We start from the raw sequence: 24,346 nt of genomic DNA, 5'->3' as shown, positions 1-24,346 counted from the left end.
TCCACCTCCACTCCGAAGCCGGTCAGCTCTTGCTGTTGCCCCACAGGGACTTGTCGTCGACCTTGACGCTCGCGACCGGGCCGAAGGTGGCCCCGTCCGCGGTGACCAGCGGCGCGGCCAGCTGGTCCTCCATCAGGCCGTCGCGGATGGCCACGATGGTGCTGTCGTGGTCGGTCTTGCCCGGCACCGGCTTCTTGCCCGCGATGGCGTCCTTGACGTACTGCAGCGCGTACTTGGCGAACAGGTCCGCGGGCTGGGAGACCGTCGCGTCCATCTCGCCGGCGCGGATCTTCTCGAGCTCCTCGGGAATCCCGTCGTTGGACACGATGAACACGTGCTTCGGGTCGGCGGCCGGCACGAGCAGGCCCCGTTGCTTCAGCAACTGCAACGTCCCCGCGAGAGCGAAGCTGGACTGCATGTAGACGCCCTTGATGTCCGGGTTCGCGGTCAGCCGGGTCTGGAGTTTCTGGGCCGCGGTGCCGGCGTCCCAGTTGGTGGCCTCACCGAAGACCGTGATGCCGGGGAAGTTCTGCTTCATGCAGTCGTTGAAGGCCTCGGTACGGTCCCGCCCGTTGATCGACGCGAGGTCGCCCTGCAGCATCACGACCTTCCCCTGGCCGGCGAGCTTCGTGCCGAGGAACCGGCACGCCTTCTCCCCGTAGGCGCGGTTGTCCGCCCGCACGACCATGTAGACGTCGCCCTGGTCGGGGCGGGTGTCGACGGACACGACCGGGATCTTCTTCCCGGCCAGCTGCTGCAGCGTCGGGATGATCGCCGCGGTGTCCTGCGGCGCCATGACGACACCTTTCACGCCCTGGCTGATCATCGTCTGCACGTTGGCGGTCAGGGTGGCGACGTCGTTCTGCGAATTCGTGGTCTTGAGTTCCAGTCCCAGCTGACCGGCCAGCTGGGGCACGTACTTGATGTAGGCGTTCCAGAAGTCGGTGTCCGAGCGGGGGTAGTCGACGCCGATGACGGTGCCGCCGGACGCGGTGGTGCCCCCGCCGCTGCAACCGGCGAGCACGCCGGCCGCGACGAGCGCGGCCGAGCACAGGTAGCGGATCTTCATGACCTCTCCTCATTGACAGGCTGCGGAAGGACTCTCGGGCCGGTGGTCACGCGACCACCACCGCTCCCGCGCGCCAGACCGGACCGTCGGGGTACCGGTAGCGCGCCAGGGACTCGGGGTGCAGGCGGGCGCCGAGGCCCGGCCGGGACGGCGCCAGGTACCTCCCCCGCTCGACGCGTGCCGGGTCGACGAAGTGCTCGTGCAGGTGGTCCACGTATTCGATGACCCGGTCGGCCCGGGTCCCGCTCACCGCGACGAAGTCGAACATCGCCAGGTGCTGCACCATCTCGCAGAGCCCGACCCCACCGGCGTGCGGGCACACCGGCACGCCGAACTTCGCGGCCAGCAAGAGGATCGCGATGTTCTCGGTGACGCCGGCGACCCGGCTCGCGTCGAGCTGGAGGATGTCGATCGCCTCCGCCTGCAGCAGCTGCTTGAACATCACCGCGTTGTGCGTGTGCTCGCCGGTGGCGACCTTGATCGGCGCCACGGCACGGCGAATCGCGGCGTGGCCGAGCACGTCGTCGGGCGAGGTCGGTTCTTCGATCCAGTACGGGTCGAACTCCGCCAGCGGCCGCATCCACGCGATGGCCTGCTCGACGCCCCACGCCTGGTTGGCGTCGATCGCGATCCGCACGTCCGGGCCGACGGTCTCGCGCGCCAGCCGCAGCCGCCGGACGTCCTCGTCGAGATCGGCCCCGACCTTGAGCTTGATCTGGGTGAACCCGTCCGCGACCGCCGCCGATGCGAGCGCCGCCAGCTTCTCCGGCGAGTAACCGAGCCAGCCGGGAGTGGTGGTGTAGGCCGGATAGCCCGACGCGAGCAGGTCCGCCTGGCGAGCCGCCCGGCCCGGTTCGGCACGCCGGAGGATGTCCAGCGCTTCGTCGCGGGTAAGCGCTTCCTTCAGGTACCGGAAGTCGATCAGGTCGACCAGCTCGGCCGGGGGCAGCTCGGCGAGCAGCCGCCAGACCGGCTTGCCGACGCGGCGGGCCCGCAGATCCCACACGGCGTTGACGATCGCGGCCGCCGCCATGTGGATCGCGCCCTTGTCGGGACCCAGCCACCGGAGCTGGCTGTCGCCGGTCAGCCGGCGCGAGAAGCCGCCGAGATCGGCGAGGGCGTCGTCCACCGGCATGCCCGCGACCAGGGGCACCAGCGCCCGGACGGCGGCGACCTGCACGTCGTTGCCGCGCCCGACGGTGAACGCGAGGCCGTACCCCTCCGCCCCCGCGCTCGTGCGGATGGTGACGTACGCGGCGGAGTAGTCGGGTTCGGGGTTCATCGCGTCCGAACCGTCCAGGTCCAGCGACGTCGGAAAGCGGACGTCGAGCGCCTCGATCGCGCTGATCACTTCGGGCAAGTCCGCCACCTCTCACCAAGCGAACGATGAGACAACATACGTATGGCTACGCTTTTGCCGCCGAAAAGTCCAGAAGCGCGGTCGGATCCGCAAGAACCTAGTCGAGACATCATACGTCTGCTACCGTCGTTGATGCCGCACCACGAGAGACCCGTCGTACGAAGCACTGCCGCTGCGATGAATGCGGGGTCACGATGAGAGCTGGAACCGGCACCACTTCCCGGAGGACCGCGCTCAGGTACCTGGGCGCGGGCGGTGCGACGATCACCGCGAGCACGCTGCTCGCGGCGTGCACCGGCGTCCAGGAAGCCCAGAACGGCGGTCACGCCGGCCCCTTCCCGGGCACGCCGGGCTGGCGGTTCGTGTTCGTCAACCACGTCACCACGAACTCCTTCTTCGTGCCGACGCGGACCGGGCTCGCCGACGCCGCGGCCCTGCTCGGGGTCCCCGAGCCACAGTGGACCGGCTCCGAAAACGGCAACGTCGCCCAGATGGCGAGCGCCATGGAGACCGCGATCACCGGCAAGGCCGACGGGATCGCCGTCGCGCTGACCGACGACAACGCGTTCGTCGACCTCACCAAGCGGGCACTGGGCCAGGGCATCCCGGTGATCGCCTACAACGCCAACGCGGCCGGCAACTACCCGCTCACCTACGTCGGCCAGGACCTGTACCTGTCCGGTTTCCGGATGGGACAGCGCATCGGGCAGAAGGTCACCTCCGGCGACATCCTGGTCGGCATCTCCCAGCCGGGCGGCAACAACGTCCAGCCGCGGCTCGACGGCATCACCGACGCGCTCAAGCAGGCCGCGCCGGGCGTGCGCGTCCGGTCGGTCAACACCGGCGCCGAGCAGGCGGGCGAGCTCAACGCGATGACCGCCGCGTACACCGGGAACACCGGGGTCAAAGGGATCTACGCGGTCGACGCCGGCAGCACCGCCGCGTGCGCGAAGCTGATCGCCGACCGCGGCCTGTCCGGCAAGATCGGCGGCGGCGGGTTCGACCTGCTCGACGACACGGTCACCGGGGTGAAAAGCGGCGCGCTCGACTTCACCATCGACCAGTCCCCGTACCTGCAAGGGTTCCTGTCGGTGCTCTACCTCTACCTGTTCCGGCTGTCGGGCACGCTGGTCGCGCCGCCGGTCACCGACACCGGTCTCACGTTCGTCACGAAGGAGAACGTCGGCCCGTACGCGACGGCTCGCAGCAGGTTCGAAGGCGGCGACAACAAGGACGTGATCGCCATGCCGGGTTCGATCCCCCTGCCGCCGGCCTCGGTGCTGAGCCGGTAGCGGGGCGGCACCGGTGAGGTCATTGCTGCTCGGCGTGATGCGGGTCAAGGAACTGAGCATCCTGCTGGTCACGATCGCCGCGGGGATCTACTTCACGGCGACCAGTGACGCGTTCAACTCCCTGGACAACTACCAGACGATCGCGCAGTACGTCGCGCCGTGGTCGATCATCGCCGCGGGGCAGGTGATGCTGCTGATCTGCGGGGAGATCGACCTGTCCGCGGGCTTCGTGTTCACCCTCTCCCCGTTCCTGCTGACGCTGTTCTCCGTCAACGGCTGGCCGCTGTGGCTCGCGCTGCTCGGCGCGATCGTGGTGAGCGCGCTGATCGGCGTGGTGAACGGGCTGATCCGGACCGTGCTGACGATCCCCTCGTTCATCACCACCCTCGGCATGGCGTTCCTGTTGCAGGGCCTGGTTCTCATCATCTCGAACGCCCGCCCGGTCGGTGCGCCGAAGGACGGCTGGGTGGTCGAGGTGTTCGGCGGGTCGCGCTGGAGCGAGTTCTTGTGGGCCGTCGGTGTGGTCGTCCTCATGCAGGTGGTGCTCTCGGCGACCCGGTTCGGCATCCACACCCAGGCCACCGGCGGCAACCCGGTCGGCGCCGCGGAGTCCGGCATCGCGGTCAACCGGGTGAAGGTGGTCAACTTCGCGGTCACCAGCACCCTGGCCGGGCTCGCCGGCATCCTGCAGGGCACCCGGGTCGGCTCGTACGACCCGACGAACGGCGGGTTCACCACGATGTTCTTCGCGGTGGCGGCGGCCGTGATCGGCGGCACGGCGCTGCTCGGCGGGTCCGGCACGGTGGTCGGCGCGTTCCTCGGCGCGCTGCTGCTCGGCATCGTGTTCGACGGGTTCAACCTCACCGGCGTCAGCGCGAACGCGTTCAACCTGGTGCTCGGCGCCGCCATCCTCGGTGCCATGGTGCTGAACGTGACGCTGATCGTCGCCCGCAACCGCGTCGGATCCCGGGAGCTGACGTGACCGGCGAGGTCATCCGGATCGAGGGCGTCAGCAAGAGGTTCGGCCCGGTCGACGCGCTCACCGACGTCACCCTGCGCGTGCGGCGGGGCGAGATCCTCGGGCTCATCGGGGACAACGGTGCCGGCAAGTCGACGCTGATCAAGATCCTCACCGGTTACCACCAGCCGGACGGCGGGCGGATCCTGTTCGAGGACGAACCGATCACGCTGAAGTCGGTGGTGCACGCGAGGTCCCTGGGCATCGAGACGGTGTTCCAGGACCTGGCGATGGTCAACGACCTGCCCGTCTACCTGAACCTGCACCTGAACCGCGAACTGACGCACCGTCCGCTGCCGTTCCTGCGCCGCCGCGAGATGAAGCGCCGCGCCCGGGAGACCCTGGATTCGATCGGCATCAACATCCCGTCGGTGACCGCCGAAGTCGGCATGCTGTCCGGTGGCCAGCGGCAGGCAATCGCGGTGGCCCGGTCGGTGTACTCGAACGCGAAGCTGCTGCTGCTCGACGAGCCGCTCGCCGCGATGGGGGCCAAGGAGAGCGCGGTGATCCTGCGCCTGCTGCGGGAACTGAAGCAGCGGGGCGACATCGCGATCATCCTCATCGCCCACAACTACGGGCAGGTGATGGACGTCTGCGACCGGGTGAACCTGTTGCAGCACGGGGAAATCACCTTCGACCGGCGGTCCGCGGACACCTCGGTGGCCGAGCTCCTCGAGCTGGTGAACGCGGAGTACCGCCTCGACGGCGAGTCCTAGTTCCCGGTCACGGCAGCGGGTAGCGCACGCCGGTGAGCTGTTCGCACCGCTCCCACAGCGTCGCGCCCGCCACCTCGTCGCGGGCCGCGGCGGACACCTCGACCCGTTCCGGCCGGCCCTTGACGCCGTGCACCCCGGCGGGCCCGTACAGGTGGCCACCTCGCGCCTCGGGATCGACCGCGGCCCGCAGGGTGGGCAACGCGCCCTCGGCCGCGGTGGTGACGAGCGGCGCCGGCACCCACCGCAGGGGTCGCGCGGACAGCACCCGCATGAGACCCCCGCTGTCGCGGCCGAATTCGGTGCCGCGGCACCGGCGTGCGCGGCCACCGCGATCGCGAGTGCTCCCGCGGCCGCCGCTGGAGTTCGACCGTGAAAGCTTCGTCTGCGCGTAGGCGCGCCAGCGGCGGTAGCGCCGGTTCGCGAAGGCGAGGTCGTCGAGGTGCAGCCGCCCCATCTCGTGGCCACCGCTGGTCACCGTGACGATCCGCCCGGCCGGCGACTTCCCGCCCGCCGCACCGGTCCCCGGACGGGGAGACGCCCCGCCTGCACGTCACCCCCGTCCAGGACGTCGAACTCCTCGTGGCGGCCTCGGCGAGCGGCTCGTTCGCCGGACGCACGTCCGTGCAGGTCAACGAGCCTGCCGAGGCGAGCGCGCGTCGTGCACAGCGCGCGGGACCGGCTGACCGCATTGCGCGTCGAGGGCGCTCCGCCCGAGATCCGCCGGGTGCTGGTGCCAGGAACTGCGGCTACCCCGCCAACCTCTCCCCCGTGGGAGCTCCGGAGGACCGAGCCGATGAGCGATAGCCCCCGGGTGTCTGACCGACCAGCTCGGTGAAGGCGTCGATGAAGCTGCTGGGGTTCGACCAGCCCAGCCGGATCGCCGTGGCGGTGACCGAGGCGCCGTCGCTGAGCTCGACCAGCGCCCGTTGGATGCGCAGCAGGGTGCGCCACTGGTGGAAGCTCATCGACAGCTCGCTGCCGAACAGCCGGCTCAGGGTGCGTTCGCCGGCGCCGGTGCGGCGGCCCAGCTCGGCCAGGGTCGCCGGGCTTGCCGGGTCCACGTGGAGCAGGTCGGTGACCGCCTTGAGACGCCGGTCGCTCGGCTCCGGGAGGCGCAGCGGCTCCTGTGCGGCGCGGGCGAGCTCGGCGAGTACGACGTCGATCAGCAGCCGCGCACGGGGGCTCTCCAGCGGCTCGCCCTCGCTCATCAGCGCCAGATAGGCCTCGCGCAGCAACGCGCTCGCCACGAAGACCGACGGCTCGGCCGGCAGCTGTCCGGTCAGCGTCACGGGCAGCGACAGCACCCGGATCTCCGTCTCGCCGTACGCCTTGCTGCTGTGCACCGCGAAGGGCGGCACCCACATGATCCGGCTGGCCGGCGCCACCCAGGTGCCCACCTGGGTGGCTGTGACCAGGGCCCCACGCGCGGCGTAGCGGAGCTGGCCGTGGTCGTGGAAGTGCGCGGTCACCTCGGAGCCATGGGCCAGCGGCGCCGACAACGGCGCATCGTCGGTGCAGAAGCTCGGCTCGCCGTTGGGGTCGGACACGCGATCGACGCTACCCGACACTGGCGGGTTATCGGGAGAACCTGGCGCGATACCGGTGGCGCGCCTGGCGCCGCAGACCGCACCGTAGAGACATGCCACAACAGATCAAGCTCGAGGACGCCGCGCCCGCGTCGTCCTCCCCCGACCGCCGAGGTCAACACCGGACTCGTGCTCACTTCGCTCACGCCCTGAGTGAAGGGTGGCAGCGATGAGCGCACAGACGACCGGCACGATCGCGGTCTTCGGCGCGACGGGGCGACAGGGCGGGGCGGTGGTCGACGCGCTGCTGGACCACAAGGCCCCGGTGCGGGCCCTGGTCCGCAACCCGCAGTCCGACCGGGCTCAGGCGCTGGCCGCCCGCGGCGTCGAGCTGGCGGCCATCCGGACCGACGACCCGGCGTCGTTGGCCGCCGCGCTGACGGCGGTCGAGGGGTTCTCCTTCATGACCCCGGAGGCGAACAGCCTCGAAGAGGTCGAGACGGAGATCCGCATCGGCACCGCGCTCGTCGACGCGGCGGTCGAGGCACGCGTCCCGCATGTCGTGTTCAACTCGGTCTTCGGCGCGGACCGGGAGCGGGGTGTGCCACACCATGACTCGAAGCACTCGATCGAGGAGCACCTGAAGAAGTCCGGCCTCAGGGCCGCGATGGTTCGCCCAACCCCCTTCATGGAGGAAGTGGTACCGAGCCTGGAGCACGGCGAGATCGTGGTGAAGCTGCCGCTGCCGGAGGACGTCGCCCTGAAGATGATCTCGCTCAGGGACGTCGGCCGGGTTGCCGCCGCGCTCCTGCTCGACACCGCGGAGGCACCCGGCGGAGCCGTCGAGCTCGTCGGCGACGAGCTGACGGGCCCCCAGATCGCCGCGGCGTTCGGCGCGCGCGCCGGGCTCCCGGCACGGTACGAGGCCATCCCGTTGAGCGTGCTTCCCAGCGACCTCGACAGGGCGATGTTCCGCCAGTTCGCGAAGGCGGCGGAACACCCGTCGGATCTTGCGGTGGTGCGGGCGATCGAGCCGGCCACCCTCGACCTGGCCGCGTGGATCCGATCCACCGGCTGGACCGCGCCCGCGAACGTGGCGGGTTCCTGAGCCTCCGAGCCGGAACTGGCCGAAGTGCCGGTGCGGCCGCCGCCGGTCCCGGCCAAGTTGATCTTCCACCTAGAGCGACGAGCACTGGAGCAGGACATGAAGGCGATCACCTACACCGAGTTCGGCGGCCCGGAAGTCCTCCGCCTCCAGGAGGTCGACGAGCCGCACGCCGGACCCGGGCAGGTGCGGCTGAAGGTCGTGGCGGCAGGGGTCAACCCGCTCGACTCCAAGATCCGCAACGGGTGGCGGCCGCAGGTGACGCCGCCGTTCCCGGTGATCCCCGGCCTGGAGGCGGCCGGCGTCGTCGACGAGGTCGGCGAAGGCGTGACCGGCGTCGCGGTGGGTGACGAGGTGCTGGGCTGGACCGTCACCGGCGCGTACGCCGAGCACGCGCTGGCCGTCGACTTCGGCCCGAAGCCCGCAGACCTCGGCTGGGACCTCGCCGCGGCAGTGCCCGTCGCCGTCGAGACCTCGGTCCGCGTGCTCGACGCCCTCGGCGTCGGGGAAGGCGACACGCTCCTGCTGCACGGAGCCGCGGGTGTGACCGGCGCCGTCGGTGTTCAGCTCGCGGTCACCCGCGGCGCCACGGTCATCGGCACCGCCTCCCCCGGCAACCACGGCTACCTGCGCTCGCTGGGCGCGATCCCGGTCGCCTATGGCGCCGGCCTCGCCGACCGGGTCCGCGAGGCCGCACCGCAGGGCATCGACGCCGTGTACGACGCCGCGGGGGCAGGCGACCTGGAGGTGTCGATCGACCTGCGCGGCGGCACCGACCGGATCATCACCATCGCCGATACGAAGGCCGCCGAGCTGGGCGTCACCTTCTCCGGCCCCGGCGCCCCGTTCGGTTCCCGCCTCGGCGAGTACGCCCGCCTCACAGCCGACGGCAAGCTCACGGTGCGCGTCGCGCAGAGCCTTCCGCTGGAGGACGCCGCGAAGGCGCAGGAGCTGAGCGCGAGCGGTCACGCCGGCGGGAAGCTCGTCCTGCGGCCGTAGCTCAGCGCCCGGCCGGGGAGGCACGACGGCAGCGCGTCACGGTCCTGGCGCTACCGTTTCATCGAGGTCACCGAGGCCGTCCCACAGCACCTGCTGCCAGCCGAACGGCCTGCTACCACGCTTGTCACCGAGCGCGGGTGCTGACCGGCAGACCTTTCCGTCGTGTGATCAACGGCGGCAATCCGTCAAGCCGCGCACGTGCACGCCCGAGAGTCGGCGTACCGGCCGCGGTGTCATCGGCCCCGGAGCGGCACCGCGCCGGCCGGGTACGCGAACCGGTGCAGGAAAGGTGCTCGCAGTTCCGCCGGCTCCCGTTCCGGCAAAAGGAGATCAAGAACGATCTGCGGTGCGCCGTCCAGTCGTTCGGACAGGTTCAGCAGTTCTTCCTGCGTGGCTCCGTTCGCAACGGAGATTCTCGAAGCGGGCGGCTTTCGTTTCACCGGAAAGCACTACCGGTCGCGGCTGGACGGGAAGCTGGTCGTCATCGCCGAAACCGACCCGATCAAAGGCCGCCCATCCGACGCGTTCCTCAAGCAGGTCGCCGACGTCGCGGACGTCCTCCCACCGCCGTGACGACGTGGGCTGGTCCTATGAACGCGGACCAGCCCCGACGGCGTCAGGCCTGGGGGCCTCGCAGGAACTCGTAGCGCCTCCCGCGACCCTGCTTATCGTGCCCGGGCGCGCATGCCGCCGATCCTCACACCGTGCCCGCTCCAGCAACTCAGCGTCTACGTTCACACCTTCTGACTGCTCCGCCGAAGCGCCTGGCCACTGCGGTCCTCGACAAGGCGGGCAGTCTGCTGCTGGGCGGGAGCGTCCGCACGCTCACCGACGGGCAGCCGGCGTCTGCCCCGCGGCACCGGGTGAACCCGCGCCGACGCGCGGCGGGCGGGCGTCGACCACGAAGCAGCGACGGGGTGAGCTGGATCGACAGCCGGTCCCGCGGACCGTGCACGCCTGCCGGAGCGGAGGCGGGCGTGCGGCGGTCAGCGTCTGCTTCGGCCCGGGTAAGTTTCACCCGCCGCCGCGGACCTGTCCTGCCGTGGTCACCGCGCCTGAACAGCGAACGAGCCGGTAATCGTCGGCCCGCAGGAGCACGAGCGGCCGCGCAGTATGTGACAGACACGAATGTCAGCACTAACGTCCGCCTCCGTTCCCATGCCTGCCGAACGGAGAACCCGGTGACCTCATCCTTCACCCGGCGGCGGTTGCTGCAGGCCGCCGGCGCCGGCGCCCTCGTTTCCGCGGCCGGCTCCGCCTTCGGGTGGGCTCCCGCCGCCGGCGCCGCCACCGGTCCGGTCCGATCGGAGGCCGGGGTGTCCGCGTTCCCGTTCGAGCTCGGTCAGGTGCGGCTGACCGCGAGCCGGTGGCTGGACAACCAGAACCGGACGCAGAACTACCTGCGGTTCGTCGATGTCGGCCGGCTGCTCTACAACTTCCGGGCCAACCACCGGCTCTCCACCGGCGGCGCCGCCACCAACGGGGGCTGGGACGCGCCGGACTTCCCGTTCCGCGGCCACGTGCAGGGGCATTTCCTCACGGCGTGGGCGCAGCTGTGGGCGGTCACCGGGGACACGACGTGCCGGGACAAGGCCACCTCCATGGTCGCCGAACTGGCCAAGTGCCAGGCCAACAACGGCGCCGCCGGGTTCACCGCCGGGTACCTGTCCGGCTTCCCCGAGTCGGACTTCGACAACCTCGAGGCCGGGCGCCTGTCGAACGGCAACGTGCCGTACTACTGCATCCACAAGACGATGGCGGGCCTGCTCGACGTCTGGCGGTACGTCGACAGCACCCAAGCCCGTGACGTGCTGCTGAGCCTGGCGGCGTGGGTCGACCGGCGTACCGGCCGGCTCAGCTATGCGCAGCAGCAATCCGTGCTGGGCACCGAGTTCGGCGGCATGAACGCGGTGCTGACCGACCTCTACCAGTACACCGGTGACGCACGATGGCTGACCGTCGCGCAGCGGTTCGACCACGCCGCCGTGTTCGACCCGCTGGCGGCGAACCGGGATCAGCTCAGCGGCCTGCACGCCAACACCCAGATTCCCAAGTGGATCGGCGCCGCGCGGGAGCACAAGGCCACGGGCACCACGCGCTACCGCGACATCGCCACCAACGCGTGGAACATCACCGTCGGCGCGCACACCTACGCCATCGGCGGCAACAGCCAGGCCGAGCACTTCCGCGCGCCCAACGCCATCGCCGGGTACCTCAACCAGGACACGTGCGAGAGCTGCAACACCTACAACATGCTCAAGCTGACCCGGGAACTGATCGCGCTCTACCCGGATCGCGCCGACCTGGCCGACTACTACGAGCGGGCTCTGCTCAACCAGATGATCGGCCAGCAGAACCCGGCCGACAGCCACGGCCACGTCACCTACTTCAGCTCCCTCAACCCGGGCGGCCGGCGCGGTCTCGGCCCGGCGTGGGGCGGCGGCACGTGGAGCACCGACTACAACTCGTTCTGGTGCTGCCAGGGCAGCGGGCTGGAAACCCAGACGAAACTGGCGGACTCGATCTACTTCTACAGCGACACGACGTTGATCGTGAACCTGTTCCTGCCTTCGGTGCTCACCTGGACCCAGCGCGGCATCACCGTCACGCAGACGACGTCGTACCCGGCCAGTGACATCACCACGCTGACGGTCGGCGGGAGCGTGAGTGGCACCTGGGCCATGCGCATCCGCATTCCGGCCTGGGCCACCGGAGCGACCATCTCCGTCAACGGCGTCGCGCAGAACGTGACCGCCACGCCCGGCAATTACGCGACGTTGTCGCGGTCGTGGGCCTCGGGGGACACGGTCACCGTCCGGCTGCCCATGAAGGTCGCCCTGAAGGCAGCCAACGACAACGCGAACGTCGCCGCGGTGACCTACGGCCCGGTGGTCCTCGCCGGCAACTACGGCAGCAGCACGCTCGGCGCGTTGCCGTCCCTCGACCCGAACTCGGTCACGCGGACGAGCACCACCGCACTCGCTTTCAGCGCGAAGGCCAACGGCTCGTCGGTCAACCTGGTGCCGTTCCACGACGCGCAGGGCTTCAACTACACGGTCTACTGGAACACCGGGGGCGGCTCCGGTGGGACGACGAGCCGGCTGGTCAACGTGGGCAGCGGGCTGGTGCTGGGCATCGAGAACATGTCCACCGCGGACGGCGGCCGCGCGCTGCAGTGGTCGGACAGCGGCACGGCCGACCACAACTGGGACGTCATCACGGACGGGACAACCGTCCGATTCCGCAACGCCAACAGCGGCAAGCTGCTCGGCGTCCTGGACATGTCGACGGCGGACAACGCCCGCGTCCTGCAGTGGTCGGACAACGGCACGGCCGACCACCGCTGGACCGTCCTCGACCAAGGCGACGGGACGGCGAAGATCCGCAACGTCAACAGCGGCAAGCTGCTGACCATCGAGAACAACTCGACGGCCACCGGCGCGTTCGCCGTCCAAGGCCCCGACAACGGCGCGGCCGCCACCCGCTGGCGAATCGTGCACAACGGCTGAAGCCGCGCAGGCGGCGAAGCGCCGACCCCGGCCGGGCGACCCGCACCGCGCGTCCATCGCCACCGACCCGCAAACCGCGCGGCGAAAGGGAATGAGTGGGTCGGATTGCGCGCGTGCTGCGCGGAGCCACACCGCACGGCAGTGGTCGTCAGTTCGCCGAAAGGAACAGGCGCAGACGGTCGACCCGGCCTTCGCGGTGCGACATCAACCAAACTGCGGTCGGCGGGCAGTGCCGCGGGCTGACCACCGCCATTTCCCCACGGTGACGTCGCGGCTGGTGACGTCACCGTCGACCAGATACTGGCGCACGCCGTACGTCAAATCGGCTTCCATGCCCGTCACGGCCATCCCCTGTCCGCCATGGAAACCCTGACCGCGTTCTGCGCCGGGCTGCTGCGCGCCGGCCGATGGGCATCTACAGCTCGCAGTCTCCGGTCGCCGACGCCCGCCGCCACGGCGTCCACATCCGCGAACCTGACATCAACGCCAGCCTCGCCCACGCCACCCTCGAACCCGGCCCCGCCGGCACCGGCGGCGTCGCGCTGTGCCTCGGACTCGCGAACGGCCACCGGGGCGTCCTCGCGGTGGATCGCCGGAACCGGCTCGCGCAGCACCCGCAGCACCCGCTCGCCCTGCCGCTCCCCCAGCTTGCCCGGGTGCGGCGAACCGCCCGTCAGCGCGAAGTGCACCACCGCGCCCAGGCCGTACATGTCGTTCGCCTCGTCGAACACTTCCGTGCGCGCCGCCTCGGGCGCGCGGAACTCGATGGCGTGCAACGGATCACGGGGGAACGTGTGCCGCAGCACCAGGCCACCGTCGACCAGGACCGGCTCGCCCGAAGCGCGGAACAGCACGTTGTGCGGGCTCACACCGCCGTGGACGACGCCCGCCTTATGCATGCCGGCCAGCGCCGTCGCCAGCGTCCGGCCCAGGACGACCGCGTCCGCCGCGGACAGCGGACCGCCGCGGGTGACCAGCTCGGCCAGCGACTGCGGGCACTGCTCACGCCGCAGCACCTGGCTGCCGTCCGAGCGGGTCTCGACCGCGTCGATCGCCAGCACCGACGGGATGTGCCGCACCGCCGCCTGCTCGCGGTCGAACGCCGCCTTCGTGCGCTTGTCGAGAAGGGGTCGATGACGTCTGAAGCGCGGCAGTCGTCATGACTTTTCCTTCGGAGGGTTCAACGCCGCCGTCAACGCCGCGTCCAACTGCGGGTACGCGTAGACGTAACCGCCATCGAGTGCCCGGCGGGGAACGGCGCGCTGGCCCGTGGTCACCATGTCCGCCATCTCGCCGAGCGCCATCCTGAGCGCGAATCCGGGCATCGGCACCACGGCGGGCCGGTGCAGTGCCCGTCCCAGCGCCTTCGAGAACTCCCGCTGGGTGACCGGTTCGGGTGCCGTGCCGTTGTAGGCGCCGCTCCACGACGCGTCGTCGATCGCCTTGATGTACAACCCCACGATGTCGTCGAGGTGGATCCACGGCACAGCGAACGCACCTCCCGCGATCGGCCCACCCAAACCGGCGCGGTAGGTCGCGAGCAGTGACTTCAGGGTCCCGCCCGAGGCGTCGAGGACGACACCGGTGCGCATCCTCACCACGCGGACACCGAACTCGGCCGCCTTGGCCGCTTCGCGCTCCCACTCGAGGGAAACCTTCGAGAGGAACGTCTCCCCCGGCGGCGCCTCCTCGGTGACCTCCTCATCGCCGCGCGGACCGTAGTAGGCGACGCCCGAGCTGGAGACGAGGACCCGGGGCCGTTCCGATTCGGGAGTGGCCCGCAGGCCTTCGACCAGGTTGCGGGTGCCGGACACGCGCGAGCGCCGGACACGGTCCTTGACCTCGTCGGTCAGGCGCTGGCCGAGGGGTTCGCCCGCCAGGTGGACGACGGCGTCCCGGCCGGCGAGCGCCTCGATCGAGGCGGGTCCGGAAAGCGGATCCCACTGTGACACGGACGGGACGGTGCTCGCGGAACGGGAAAGCGTCGTCACGTCGTCGCCGCGCGCTCGCAGGCGCGCGACGAGCCGGCCGCCGATGAGACCGGACGCGCCGGACACGATGATCTTCATGGCACTGGATTCCTTGCGGGTGAGGGGAAAGGTCAGCTGTCAGCACGCGATGGCCGGGAGAGCAGGGCGCGAAACGGTTGGGTGACGTGCAGGAGAAACCCGCCGACCAGGAGCTGCCACAGCACGAAGGCGTACACGGCGGTCCGTTCCGGGATGCCTGGTGGAACCACACCGAACGTCGCCAACCACGTCAAGGCGGCAACGATGCCCGCGGCACCCAGCACGACGCCCGCCACGCCGACGGCCCTGGGGATCCTCAGCTGGCGCCATTGACGGCTGAGGACGATCGCCAGCACGTTGCCGCCGAGGATCGCCATCGTCGCGCCCGCGTAGTGCAGCCACAACGTGCCCTGCGCCACCGCATCGGGGGAACTGTGCGTGGCTCCGGTCAGCACGAAGCCCGCGGTGGTCGCCGCGCCGATGCCGAGCACCACCGCTCGCGTCCGGCCCCGAACCACCCGGCCGACCAGCAGCACGGCACAGGCCAGCAGCAGTCCCTGGGCGACGAACCCCCAGTTCATCAGTGCGTGCAACGGAGAACAGACTGTCCGCCCGTCGTACAGAGCACATTGCGGGTTTCCCAAGTCGCTGATGTAGTTCGCGCTGTAGCTGTAGACCGGTGTCGACCAGGCGCGAGCGGTGACGGTCTCGCTGATCGCGTACACCAGCGCACTGAGCACGAGCGTGACGGCAACCCCCGCCGGCGCCGCTGACGTCCTGGTCCGCTGCCGGGTGACTACGGGCTCTTTCACGGCACGAGGACGATCTTGCCGAGGGTGGTCCGGCCGGAGGACTCGGAGAGTTCCATGGCCGTCGCCACTTCGGTGAGCGGATAGCGGGCGGCGATCTTCGCGGTGAGCACCCCGTCGCGCAGAAGCCCGAAGACTTGGGTGAGATCGGTGCGGATCCGGACGCGGAACGCCTCGCGCTTCGCCGAGTCCGGCTTGCCCGCGCCCGCCCACACGTCGAAGAAGCTCGCGTGCTTGCGGGTGGGCAGGTAGTTCCAGAACGTCAGTTTTGTCAGCACGTGCAGGAAGCTGAGCAACACGGGAGTACTGTCGTCGAGCTTGCTCGCGATGCTGTAACAGATGAGGGTCCCGGTGCTGTTGAGCAATCGGTAGGAGCGGGAGATGCTCGCCCCGCCGAGGTGGTCGAACACGGCGTCCACACCGTCGGGAGCGAGTTCGCGGATCCGGGCGGACACGTCGGGATCCCGGTAGTCGACCGGCTCGACACCCAGTTCACGCAGGGCCTCGTGGTGACGGGGGCTCGCCGTGCCGATCACCCGCGCTCCCGCGTGGCGGGCGAGCTGGGCGAGCAGGGTGCCGACGCCTCCGCCGACGCCCAGCACGAGCACGGTCTGCCCGGCTTTCACCTTCGCGACGTGGTGCAGCATCTGGTAGGCGGTCAGCCCGTTGACCGTCAGTGTCTCCGCCTCGTCGGCGCTCACGCCGTCGGGGACCGGCACCAGGTCGGCGGCGGGCAGCAGGACGGCGGTGGCCCAGGCGCCGGTCTTGGTCAGGGCGGCGAATCGCTTGCCGATCAGGGCGCGGTCCACGTCCGGGCCGACCGCCTCGACGACGCCGACGAGGTCGTACCCGGGCACGAACGGGAATTCCGGCTGGCCGTAGTAGCGGCCGCGGCGCATCGCGCTCTCCGCGAAGGAAACCGCAGTGGATTCGACGCGCATCAGGGCCTGGCCGGCCGCGGGCGCCGGCAGTGAGCGCTGGAGCACCTGGAACCCGGACGGGTCGACCTTGCCCGGCAGCACCACTTCGGTGGTGGTCACGGTGGCCTCGATGGGGATGTTCGTCTCGGTCATGGCTGACTCCTGAAGGTAGTGCGACGCTCAGTTACTCTGTTAATGGTCGTAACTATGCATTGCTATGTCATACTGCGTCAACCCATAGCATGAGACGAGGTGCTGCACGATGCCCGAGCAGGAGCCGACCCGGCGCGAGCGATACCGGCTCCAGACGGTGGCCGAGATCAAGGCCGCCGCCATGGACCAGCTGCGCGAGGGTGGCGCGGAGACGGTGTCGCTCAACGCGATCGCGCGCAGCATGGCGATGTCCGCGCCGGCGCTGTACCGCTACTTCGCCGGCCGCGACGAACTCCTGGCCGACCTGGCGGTCGATATCCACCTGGCCCTCGCGGATGCCCTCGAAGCCGCCTCCGCCCGGGAGAGGTGCGCTTCGGCGCGGGTCGGCGCGGTCGCCGACGCCTACCGTGACTGGGCGCTGGCCCAGCCTCACGCCTACCACCTGGCCTATGAGACGACCTACGGCTCGGCCCGCGATCAGGCCGCCGACCGCATCGCGTCAGCCGCGCAACGGTGCATGGACGTGTTCCTGGGCGTCGTGGCCGAAGCCGGGGAGCCACCCGCTTTGCCGCTCCCGGCCGCACTGGACCAGCAGATCCGGCGCTGGAACGGCGGCGACCAGCGCTCCCTCCCGGCCGGTATCCCGCACTTCGGGCTGGTCTGGTGGAGTCGGCTGCACGGCCTGATCAGCCTCGAACTGGGCGGGCACCTGGCCGCCACCGGGATCGACACCGCGTTGCTCTACCGGACCGAGATCGAAGCGATGCTGGGCAGCCTGCGCCACCGGTACGGCGCCACAGCGTGACTACCCATAACAGATTGGACTACCCGTCGACCTAGATACGGTCCGTTACGATGCGATGATGACCAACCAGCCGCCGGCGCTGAACCGGCGTGAACGTCTCCGGGCCCAGACGTTCCAGGAGATCGAGGACTCCTCGTTCGCGATCATCGACGCCGAGGGCGTACACGCGCTGACCATCGCCGCGCTGGCCCGCAGCATGGCGATGTCCGCTCCGGCGGTGTACCGCTACTTCCCCTCACGGGACGCGCTGATCGCGCACCTGGTCACCTTGTCCTACCAGCAGCTCGCCACCGCGATGAGCCAAGCCGCCGAGGGCACCCGGCGAGCGCCGCGCACGCGAGTACGGCTCCTGGTCGCCGCCTACCGCGACTGGGCACTGAGCCACCGACGACGCTACGGAATGCTCTTCGCCGAGCGCACTGACGACGTGCCCGGGAAGACACCCGCACAGACTCCACTGGACCAGGCGATGGCCCTGCTCGTCGACCTGCTGGTGGCCATCCAGGACACCGCACCGGCCGAAAGCACCACCGGTGACCGCACCCTCGACGGGCAGCTGCGGCAATGGGCGCAGGCGCAGGAGCGGCCGGACACCGCACCCCGCGCCGCGACCGCCGCCATCGTGATCTGGACGCGGATCCACGGGATCGTCAGTCTCGAGCTCACCGGGATCTTCGACAACCGCACCATCGAGGCGCAGCGGTTGATCGACCTGGAGATCGACAACGCCATCCACTTCCTGACGGCCACCATTCCCTGATCCGTGCCGCCGAACCTGTTGCAGACGGAGTTGGTGAAGCGCAAGTTCCGCTCGCGTCCTCGACTTCGGTATACCCGGACAGTGTGTACGCGCCGAGCGAGGCCTGTTCCGTAGAGCACCTACGCCATCGACTGCTGGGCTCGATGCCGCCAGGGCACGCTGACGTGGTCGGCGGCTCTGGTATCGCTCAGCGCCCGGCGGCGACGCTCCCCTTGTAGCGGGCAGTCGTGCTCGTCGTCGATCGCTGGGGGCCGGTGACCACAGCTCCTTGAGCGGCAACTACGACACGGCAACGGCGGGCGGACCGCCCGCCACGCCGTGACTTCGCCGCCGCCGGCCGCTTCCGGCCACGCGCGTTCAGCAGGTGCAGGTGGCGCCGCGGACGGCCTTCGGCAGGCTTTCGTAGACCCCGCGCGCAGTGGCGGCGCGGACGAGAAAGCAGTTGCCGTTCCGCCTGTTGTGGCTGAGCGGCCACGGGGACGAGCAGGGCGACGAGTACGGCGGCGAGCGCGAAGCTGATGCCGTCGACGAGCACGACCGTCGGTGCGCCGAGGACAGTGACCAAGACCCCGGCCGCCAGGGCGCCTACGAACAGGCCGGTCTGGCTCACGCTGCCGTGCAGCCCGGCGGCGCGTTCCAGGGGTATCGCCCGAGACCTGCAGTGCCGGGCACCAGGACCTGCCCAGCGCAGTCGGCGAGGCCCCGAACCGCGCCGGCGGCGGCCACCAAACCGGCGAGTGCACCCAAGGGGACAAGGTCGACGGCGTAAAGCGCCGGAATGGCGCATATCGCGACGCTGCGGCGGCGTTGCCCAGTACGTAGATTCGACGGGCACCGAGTTGAGGTGAGCACCAGCCAGGGGATCGCCAACGCCGACATCGACGTGCCCAGCACCGAGATGAGCTGAGCGGCCAACAGGCCGGACAACGGCCGCCGACGTCGCGCCAACGAACACGTGCGCGGTGGTCATCCGCACTGCGTCTTTACCCGCCCGGTCACGACGGGCAACGACACGGCGGAAACCGCGCCGGAGTGCTCGGTCACCTGACAAGACACGGGTCAGGGGCCCTCGCCGCAGAAGAAAGGGGCCTTTCACGGCCGAGACCTTGCGCGAGGGCTCCCGTTGTACGACGATCGCGGATCGTTGTGCACGTGCAAGCGCACGAGCGAGGCTGGGGGTGACCGAGGTGGCACCGGCGACCGCTGGGACGGTGGACGTCCCGAGTGACGCGGTCTTGATCCGGGCGGTGCGCGGCGGGGACAACGCCGCGTACGGCCGGCTGTATGACCGGCACCTGGTCGCGGCCCGCCGGGTGGCGGCCACGATCGCGTCGGGCGAGGCGGAGCGGGACGACCTCGTCGCCGAAGGATTCACCCGCGTGCTGCGGATCCTGCGGTCGGGAGAGGGCCCGGACGAGGAATTCCGGTCGTATCTGCTCACGACCATCCGGAACACGCTGATCAGCTGGCGGCGGCGCGACTCCGTGCTCTCGCTGGTCGCCGAGGTGCCGGACGTTCTGCCGAGCGAAGGCAGTGACGAGCCGGTGGACAGCCGGATGCACGGCACCGTCGCCGCGGGGGCGTTCGCGAGCTTGCCGGAACGGTGGCGGGCGGTGCTGTGGCGGACCGAGATCGAGGGCGAGTCGCTGGCCAAGATCGCCGAAGAATTCGGGATGACGCCCAACGGCGTCGCCGCGCTGGCCTACCGCGCCCGGGAAGGACTGCGGCAGGCGTACCTGGGCCAGCACCTCCCCGAGGTGCGGCGGCGCACCTGCCGGGTCGTCTCCGGCCAGCTCGCCCGCTGGGTGCGCGACGCCGTCGGCGACCGCAAGGCGCACCGGATCACGACCCATCTGGATCGCTGCCCGGACTGCCGGAAGCTGGCCGCCGGCCTCCGGGAGCTCAATCAGGAACTGCCCGTCGCCGTCGCGCCGCTCATCTTGGGTATCCCGGTCGTAACGCACTGGCTGACGGCTTCCGGCTCCGTCGCCTCGTCCGGAGCGGCCGCGAGCACCGGGGCCTCCGCGCTTTCGTGGGCCACGGCGACGAAGATGGCGGCCGCGAGCGCAGCGCTCGTCACGACGGTCGCGATCGGCGCGAGCACGTCCGACATCGCGCCCGCGCCTCCGGCGACTGGTGCCGAAGGCTCGACCTCGCAACCGGTGGGAACGCGGCCCGCGGTGGACGTACCGGCCGGCGGTGAACGGCGGTCCTCGTCGGAAGCGCAGCTCACCTCGGTGCCGCCCACGCCGGAGTCGTCGTCCGTGGGCGACGCGGCGGCAGGGCAACAGACCGGGACCACCAGCGCCGGTGGGACAGCCGCGACGGACAAGCAAGCAGCGAAGCGGGCAGCAAAGCAGGCTGCGAAAGAGTCAAAGCAGGCTGCGAAAGAATCGAAAAAGGCGGAGAAGCCCAAGCAACCGCAGGGATGACCCGGCCCCATGGCGGAACTCGTCCTCGGCGGTAGCCACTCCCGAGCAAGGTGCGCCCGGCGCCGGTGAGTTTCGCCAGAGACCTGGGACCGGCTTTGCCGACCTGCGCTCGATGCCCCCGGCGGGCCGGACGCCGCCCCTTGTATCAACCTCGTCCTCGGGTTTCCTGGGCCATCGCCGTGGCCCTGCACCGCATCCTGTCCCCCATCAGTAACCGCCCGCCAATCCTGCTGGCCTGTGTGGACGGTGAACGGCACACACTGCGCTGGAATTACCGCGCGCGGTGCTAGCCGAACCCAGCCACTCGGCGTTGTTCTTGGGCGCGTCGATTCCGGAAGCCGCTCGTCAAGACGCCGGCGACCGGACGGTCGAGCCCGGCTGGCCGATGACGCCAGGAAAGGCTCCGCACCCGGCATCGTCCGCGATGCCGTGGCTCTGCCGACTGCCGGCTTGAGAAGACCTGGTCCTCAGCCCCCTACCGTCTCTGACGCGTGCCCCAGGTGCTCTTCGGGTAGTCCCCCTCCATGACCGAAACAGACGACGGACCCATCACCCCCGACGTACCCCGCACTCCCGGCAGCCCTGACGTCGACTTGGACGTCGACGTACCGGGAGCCGAACGCAAAGAGCCCGAGTCCCAGGATGTCGAGGAGAGTGCCGGGGAGACGGAACCACCCAGCTGAGCGAACGTTGCCGGCGCAACACCGGTGAGAGCCTCGTGACTCAAGTTGGTGGTTGCGACGAATGATCGGCGGCCTCCCGCCGCACGCTGTCGGTGTCCTCACCGACAGCGCCGAGCCGGTCCGCCAAGGCGGAGTGACCGGGTGCCCAGTCCGCGACCGCGCGGTCACCGGCACCTCGGTCGCGCTCGGCGTCAACTCGTCCCTCCCCGGGTCGCGCTCAGGAGGTGCCTGTGACCGGCGACAGCGTCATGCCCTCTGGTCTTCGGGCGCGCCACTGGCGTGGAGGGGCAGTGTCGACGGGCACGCGCTGCCGGCCGACAGCATCACCCGCGCCACCTCCCGAGACGGTTGACGCGATGCGGCGCACCCGTGGCGGGCTCGCCGGGTCAACCGTCTCGGGAGGTGGGGTGCGGGGTCTCACGCGAGGTGAGATCAGACCACGGTGGCGAGGTAGCGCATGACGCGGGAGGTCCGCGCGGCTTTCATACGAAGTACCACGCCGCCCGAGACCTCAAGGTAAGGGCGAAGGTCACTTTTGTTGACCGGGTCGCCAGGGTTTTCCGACGGTGCAATTTCGGCGAACCACAGCTCAGCGCCGCTGACCTCGTTGTCCTGGAGACACTCGTCGAGTGCCATCCAGTCCACCTCGGGGACTGACCCACCACTTGTGTTCAGCAACTGGGGGAATCTCCTCGTTGTGCTCATCGGGAATCGTGGACATAGACCTTCGATCAGCCACCCACACCCTCGCCGCGATCACGCCCGGCCTCATGGCGACCGTGCTGCCGGCCCGCATCAACCCCGCCAATGGCGACACCAGACTCGCCAACGGCGGCCACTCCGAACCCGTCCTGGTCGACGCCTCAGGCGGTCGAACCGGATCACTCGTGCGGGACCTTTCTCCTGGCCAACGCGACCACGAACGACGCTGCACCTGGACCGGCAGCGCGAGTTCACCGGTTCCCCTATCCTCGTTTCGTGGTCGCCAAGTCGAATTCGGTCGTGACGGTGCTGCGTGCGGAGATCATCGACGGCACGATCGCCGCGGGGACGCGCCTGAAGGAAGAGGCCATCGCCACCCGCTTCGGGGTCTCCCGCGTCCCGATCCGCGAAGCCCTGCTCCAGCTCGAGAGCGAAGGCTTCATCAACACCGAGAAGTACAAGGGCGCGACCGTCTCCGCCCGGTCCCAGCACGACGTCGTCGAGCTGATGCAGGTCCGGCGCGGCCTGGAAGTCCTCGCCGCCACCCTCGCGGCCGATGCCCGCGGCGGGGATCAGGCCGAGCACCTGCGGGCGGTCGTGGCGCGCGGGCGCCAGGCCGGCGAGGACGGCGCCGTGAATGAGCTCCCACCGCTGATCATGGAGTTCCACGAGGTGGTCGCCCGCGCGTCGGGCAACGCCGAGCTGGCCCGCATGCTCGAGGAGCTGCTGCGCCGGATCTCGTGGGGGTTCGAGCTCGAGATCGAGGACCGCATCGACACGTCGTGGGCCGACCACGCCGCGATCGCCACCGCGATCCTCGGCGGGTCCCCGGTCCAGGCGGGCTACCTGATGGGCGAGCACATCCTCAAGGACGAGATGATCTACCGCCGTCAGAGCATCTCGTCAGACTGACTCGTATACAAAAGATCTCCACAGCTCGACTAGTTCACGTCACTGGCACGCGTGGTAACGTCGCGGCAATAAGTCTCGTATACAAAACAGGGGTTCGTTGCTTGGCCGTCTCTCCCGATGGGAGCTCAGCCCATGACCTCGACCCACACCCCGGAGCGCGCCACCCCCGGCACCCTCGCCCTGCACCTCGACCGCATCGGCTTCAGCCGCGCCCAGTTCTGGGTGCTCATGCTCATCCTCGCCGGGATGTTCTTCGACACCCTCGAACAGAACTCCGTCGGCGCGATGGGCGCGAACCTCAAGCTCGCGCTCGGGATCACCGACACCCAGCTGACCGCGATCAACACCGCCACCGTGCTCGGCGGGCTGGTCGGCAGGCTCGCCGGCGGATGGCTCGCCGACCGGTACGGCCGCCGCGCGGCGCTGTCGCTGAACCTGCTGCTCTACACCCTCGGCGGGCTGCTCAGCGCGGCCGCCGTGAACTACGAGATGATGCTGGCCAGCCGTTTCGTCGTCGGCATCGGGCTGGGCGGCGAGTTCACCATCGGCATCGCGATGCTCGCCGAGATGGTCGCCACCCGGCACCGGGGCGCGCTGGTCGCGACGCTCAACATCGGCTCCGGCGGCGTCGGCAACTTCCTGTCCTACGGGCTGTTCTTCCTGCTCCTCGGCCCGCTCGCCCCGGCACTCGGCGGCGACCATCTCGTGTGGCGCTGGACCTTCCTGTTCCTCGCGCTCCCGGCGCTGCTCGTGGTCCTCTACCGGCGCCGCCTCCCGGAGACGCCGCGGTTCCTGCTCGCCAAGGGCCGCGTCGAGGACGCCAACCACTCGCTCGCGATCCTGGCTTCCCGCTCTCTGAAGCGCACCGCGGCGACGCCGGTCGGCGGCCCGCTGACCATGGCGGACGTGCCCACTCGCCAGCTCAAGTCCTCCCCCGCCGCGGTGTTCGCCCGCGCTGTCCTGCCCCGCACGCTCTCGATCGGCGCCGCGTCCTGGATGGCCTTCGGCGCGCAGGTCACGCTCAACTTCCTGATGCCGACGCTGCTCGTGGAGCGCGGTTACTCCATTTCGGACAGCCTGCTCTTCACCATGATCATGAACGTCGGGTCGCTGCTCGGCGCCTGCGCCGCCGCGTTGCTGGCCGGACGGGTCGGCCGGCGCTCTGCCGTCGGCGGCGCGGGCGCGCTCGGCTGCGTCACCGCCGCCGCGTTCGCGGCCTTCGGGGACTCGACGGTCCTGATCCTCGTTCTCGGCGCCCTGTTCCAGTTCTTCACGATGATCACCAACACGACGCTCGCGGTCTGGTCGCCCGAGCTGTACCCGACGTCGATCCGCGCGACCGGCACCTCGATCGTCAACGGCATCGGCAACATCGCCGGCGCGGTCATGCCGTTCCTCGCCGTCGCCCTCTTCGCCGCGTTCGGCCTCGCCGGGGTCTTCGGCATGGTCGCGGTGATGTACGCCCTGCTCGTCCTGGCTTCCCGGTTCGCGCCCGAGACCCGGGACCGGACGCTGGAAGAGATCAACGAAGACGTCCCCGCCCCCGTCGCCTGACCCGAGAAGGAGA

21 protein-coding genes and 2 pseudogenes are annotated in these 24,346 nt (G+C 70.1%); 13 read left to right on the top strand and 10 right to left on the bottom strand.

Translation table 11 applies throughout. From position 1 onward, the window contains the following. Nucleotides 1-22: 22 nt before the first annotated feature. Nucleotides 23-1,069, bottom strand: coding sequence for a sugar ABC transporter substrate-binding protein (locus OG570_RS32900; protein ID WP_326952944.1), 1,047 nt, complete (start codon nucleotides 1,067-1,069; stop codon nucleotides 23-25). 46 nt (nucleotides 1,070-1,115) lie between these two features. Further along, on the bottom strand, nucleotides 1,116-2,438 hold the full coding sequence (locus OG570_RS32895; protein WP_442788206.1) for an enolase C-terminal domain-like protein: 1,323 nt from the start codon (nucleotides 2,436-2,438) through the stop codon (nucleotides 1,116-1,118). 185 nt (nucleotides 2,439-2,623) lie between these two features. On the opposite strand from OG570_RS32895, the gene OG570_RS32890 reads away from it, so the two are divergent. Genes OG570_RS32890 through OG570_RS32880 form a run of 3 tightly spaced genes read left to right on the top strand, consistent with a single transcriptional unit; the run spans nucleotide 2,624 to nucleotide 5,455 of the window. Next, nucleotides 2,624-3,721, top strand: coding sequence for a substrate-binding domain-containing protein (locus tag OG570_RS32890; RefSeq protein WP_326952942.1), 1,098 nt, complete (start codon nucleotides 2,624-2,626; stop codon nucleotides 3,719-3,721). A 13-nt stretch (nucleotides 3,722-3,734) separates the two neighbouring features. Next, a complete protein-coding gene (locus OG570_RS32885; protein WP_326952941.1) occupies nucleotides 3,735-4,703 on the top strand; it encodes an ABC transporter permease in 969 nt (322 codons plus the stop codon). Beyond that, nucleotides 4,700-5,455, top strand: coding sequence for an ATP-binding cassette domain-containing protein (locus OG570_RS32880; RefSeq protein ID WP_326950075.1), 756 nt, complete (start codon nucleotides 4,700-4,702; stop codon nucleotides 5,453-5,455). Before OG570_RS32885 ends, OG570_RS32880 begins: the two co-directional genes overlap by 4 nt. Before the next feature lie 7 nt (nucleotides 5,456-5,462). Here OG570_RS32880 and OG570_RS32875 read toward each other — a convergent pair whose 3' ends face one another. Beyond that, on the bottom strand, nucleotides 5,463-5,930 hold the full coding sequence (locus tag OG570_RS32875; protein WP_326950076.1) for a hypothetical protein: 468 nt from the start codon (nucleotides 5,928-5,930) through the stop codon (nucleotides 5,463-5,465). Between the two features lie 271 nt (nucleotides 5,931-6,201). Then, nucleotides 6,202-7,002 (bottom strand): helix-turn-helix transcriptional regulator, encoded by an 801-nt coding sequence (locus OG570_RS32870; protein WP_326952940.1) that lies wholly within the window; start codon nucleotides 7,000-7,002, stop codon nucleotides 6,202-6,204. Nucleotides 7,003-7,210: 208 nt separating this feature from the next. Here OG570_RS32870 and OG570_RS32865 point away from each other — a divergent pair, with 208 nt between their 5' ends. The 4 genes from OG570_RS32865 to OG570_RS32850 all read left to right on the top strand — a co-directional run bounded on the left by OG570_RS32865 (nucleotide 7,211) and on the right by OG570_RS32850 (nucleotide 12,594). Further along, nucleotides 7,211-8,089, top strand: a complete 879-nt coding sequence (locus OG570_RS32865; protein WP_326952939.1) for an NmrA/HSCARG family protein — start codon at nucleotides 7,211-7,213, stop codon at nucleotides 8,087-8,089. A 96-nt stretch (nucleotides 8,090-8,185) separates the two neighbouring features. Then, nucleotides 8,186-9,085 carry an NADP-dependent oxidoreductase gene (locus OG570_RS32860; RefSeq protein ID WP_326952938.1) on the top strand — a complete coding sequence of 300 codons (900 nt, stop codon included), beginning with the start codon at nucleotides 8,186-8,188 and terminating at the stop codon, nucleotides 9,083-9,085. A 390-nt stretch (nucleotides 9,086-9,475) separates the two neighbouring features. Further along, nucleotides 9,476-9,658 (top strand): hypothetical protein, encoded by a 183-nt coding sequence (locus OG570_RS32855; RefSeq protein ID WP_326952937.1) that lies wholly within the window; start codon nucleotides 9,476-9,478, stop codon nucleotides 9,656-9,658. A gap of 608 nt (nucleotides 9,659-10,266) precedes the next feature. Further along, a complete protein-coding gene (locus OG570_RS32850; protein WP_326952936.1) occupies nucleotides 10,267-12,594 on the top strand; it encodes a beta-L-arabinofuranosidase domain-containing protein in 2,328 nt (775 codons plus the stop codon). A 204-nt stretch (nucleotides 12,595-12,798) separates the two neighbouring features. Here OG570_RS32850 and OG570_RS32845 read toward each other — a convergent pair whose 3' ends face one another. Continuing rightward, nucleotides 12,799-12,936, bottom strand: a complete 138-nt coding sequence (locus OG570_RS32845; RefSeq protein ID WP_326952935.1) for a hypothetical protein — start codon at nucleotides 12,934-12,936, stop codon at nucleotides 12,799-12,801. Between the two features lie 33 nt (nucleotides 12,937-12,969). Here OG570_RS32845 and OG570_RS48425 point away from each other — a divergent pair. Beyond that, a pseudogene (locus OG570_RS48425) lies at nucleotides 12,970-13,154 on the top strand (hypothetical protein); the annotation flags it as partial. Between the two features lie 63 nt (nucleotides 13,155-13,217). Here the strand turns inward: OG570_RS48425 and OG570_RS48420 are convergent. The 4 genes and pseudogenes from OG570_RS48420 to OG570_RS32825 all read right to left on the bottom strand — a co-directional run. Beyond that, nucleotides 13,218-13,655, bottom strand: a pseudogene (locus OG570_RS48420) (protein kinase domain-containing protein); the annotation flags it as partial. A gap of 96 nt (nucleotides 13,656-13,751) precedes the next feature. Continuing rightward, nucleotides 13,752-14,663, bottom strand: coding sequence for a TIGR01777 family oxidoreductase (locus tag OG570_RS32835; protein ID WP_326950082.1), 912 nt, complete (start codon nucleotides 14,661-14,663; stop codon nucleotides 13,752-13,754). 32 nt (nucleotides 14,664-14,695) lie between these two features. Further along, nucleotides 14,696-15,343 (bottom strand): DUF998 domain-containing protein, encoded by a 648-nt coding sequence (locus OG570_RS32830; RefSeq protein WP_326952933.1) that lies wholly within the window; start codon nucleotides 15,341-15,343, stop codon nucleotides 14,696-14,698. Between the two features lie 68 nt (nucleotides 15,344-15,411). Then, on the bottom strand, nucleotides 15,412-16,485 hold the full coding sequence (locus OG570_RS32825; protein ID WP_326952932.1) for a medium chain dehydrogenase/reductase family protein: 1,074 nt from the start codon (nucleotides 16,483-16,485) through the stop codon (nucleotides 15,412-15,414). A gap of 109 nt (nucleotides 16,486-16,594) precedes the next feature. Between OG570_RS32825 and OG570_RS32820 the strand changes: the two genes are divergently transcribed. From OG570_RS32820 to OG570_RS32810, 3 genes are all read left to right on the top strand, one after another. Continuing rightward, complete coding sequence (locus tag OG570_RS32820; protein WP_326952931.1) at nucleotides 16,595-17,290, top strand: TetR/AcrR family transcriptional regulator; 696 nt, start codon at nucleotides 16,595-16,597, stop codon at nucleotides 17,288-17,290. A 58-nt stretch (nucleotides 17,291-17,348) separates the two neighbouring features. After that, nucleotides 17,349-18,050 carry a TetR/AcrR family transcriptional regulator gene (locus OG570_RS32815; protein ID WP_326950086.1) on the top strand — a complete coding sequence of 234 codons (702 nt, stop codon included), beginning with the start codon at nucleotides 17,349-17,351 and terminating at the stop codon, nucleotides 18,048-18,050. 1,178 nt (nucleotides 18,051-19,228) lie between these two features. Then, a complete protein-coding gene (locus tag OG570_RS32810) occupies nucleotides 19,229-20,482 on the top strand; it encodes a sigma-70 family RNA polymerase sigma factor (RefSeq protein WP_326952929.1) in 1,254 nt (417 codons plus the stop codon). Nucleotides 20,483-21,597: 1,115 nt separating this feature from the next. Here the strand turns inward: OG570_RS32810 and OG570_RS32805 are convergent. Further along, a complete protein-coding gene (locus tag OG570_RS32805; RefSeq protein WP_326952928.1) occupies nucleotides 21,598-21,801 on the bottom strand; it encodes a hypothetical protein in 204 nt (67 codons plus the stop codon). 342 nt (nucleotides 21,802-22,143) lie between these two features. Here OG570_RS32805 and OG570_RS32800 point away from each other — a divergent pair, with 342 nt between their 5' ends. Further along, entirely contained in the window at nucleotides 22,144-22,779 is a 636-nt protein-coding gene (locus tag OG570_RS32800; RefSeq protein WP_326952926.1) for a GntR family transcriptional regulator, read from the top strand. A 132-nt stretch (nucleotides 22,780-22,911) separates the two neighbouring features. Next, the gene (locus OG570_RS32795) at nucleotides 22,912-24,333 is read left to right on the top strand and encodes an MFS transporter (RefSeq protein WP_326952925.1); all 1,422 of its coding nucleotides are present in this window, start codon (nucleotides 22,912-22,914) and stop codon (nucleotides 24,331-24,333) included. Nucleotides 24,334-24,346: the final 13 nt, after the last annotated feature.

Origin of the sequence: Amycolatopsis sp. NBC_01286 (genome assembly GCF_035982555.1) — a bacterium.
Lineage (GTDB): Bacteria > Actinomycetota > Actinomycetes > Mycobacteriales > Pseudonocardiaceae > Amycolatopsis.
The sequence above is the reverse complement of the archived record's forward strand: the minus strand, read 5'-3'. Positions and strand labels throughout refer to the sequence as shown.

Bases quoted from the DNA above. Each gene is read 5' to 3' on its own strand.
- OG570_RS32900 (WP_326952944.1), bottom strand. From the start codon at position 1,069: ATGAAGATCCGCTACCTGTGCTCGGCCGCGCTCGTCGCGGCCGGCGTG.
- OG570_RS32890 (WP_326952942.1), top strand. From the start codon at position 2,624: ATGAGAGCTGGAACCGGCACCACTTCCCGGAGGACCGCGCTCAGGTAC.
- OG570_RS32865 (WP_326952939.1), top strand. From the start codon at position 7,211: ATGAGCGCACAGACGACCGGCACGATCGCGGTCTTCGGCGCGACGGGG.
- OG570_RS32860 (WP_326952938.1), top strand. From the start codon at position 8,186: ATGAAGGCGATCACCTACACCGAGTTCGGCGGCCCGGAAGTCCTCCGC.
- OG570_RS32835 (WP_326950082.1), bottom strand. From the start codon at position 14,663: ATGAAGATCATCGTGTCCGGCGCGTCCGGTCTCATCGGCGGCCGGCTC.
- OG570_RS32825 (WP_326952932.1), bottom strand. From the start codon at position 16,485: ATGACCGAGACGAACATCCCCATCGAGGCCACCGTGACCACCACCGAA.
- OG570_RS32820 (WP_326952931.1), top strand. From the start codon at position 16,595: ATGCCCGAGCAGGAGCCGACCCGGCGCGAGCGATACCGGCTCCAGACG.
- OG570_RS32815 (WP_326950086.1), top strand. From the start codon at position 17,349: ATGACCAACCAGCCGCCGGCGCTGAACCGGCGTGAACGTCTCCGGGCC.
- OG570_RS32805 (WP_326952928.1), bottom strand. From the start codon at position 21,801: ATGGCACTCGACGAGTGTCTCCAGGACAACGAGGTCAGCGGCGCTGAG.
- OG570_RS32795 (WP_326952925.1), top strand. From the start codon at position 22,912: ATGACCTCGACCCACACCCCGGAGCGCGCCACCCCCGGCACCCTCGCC.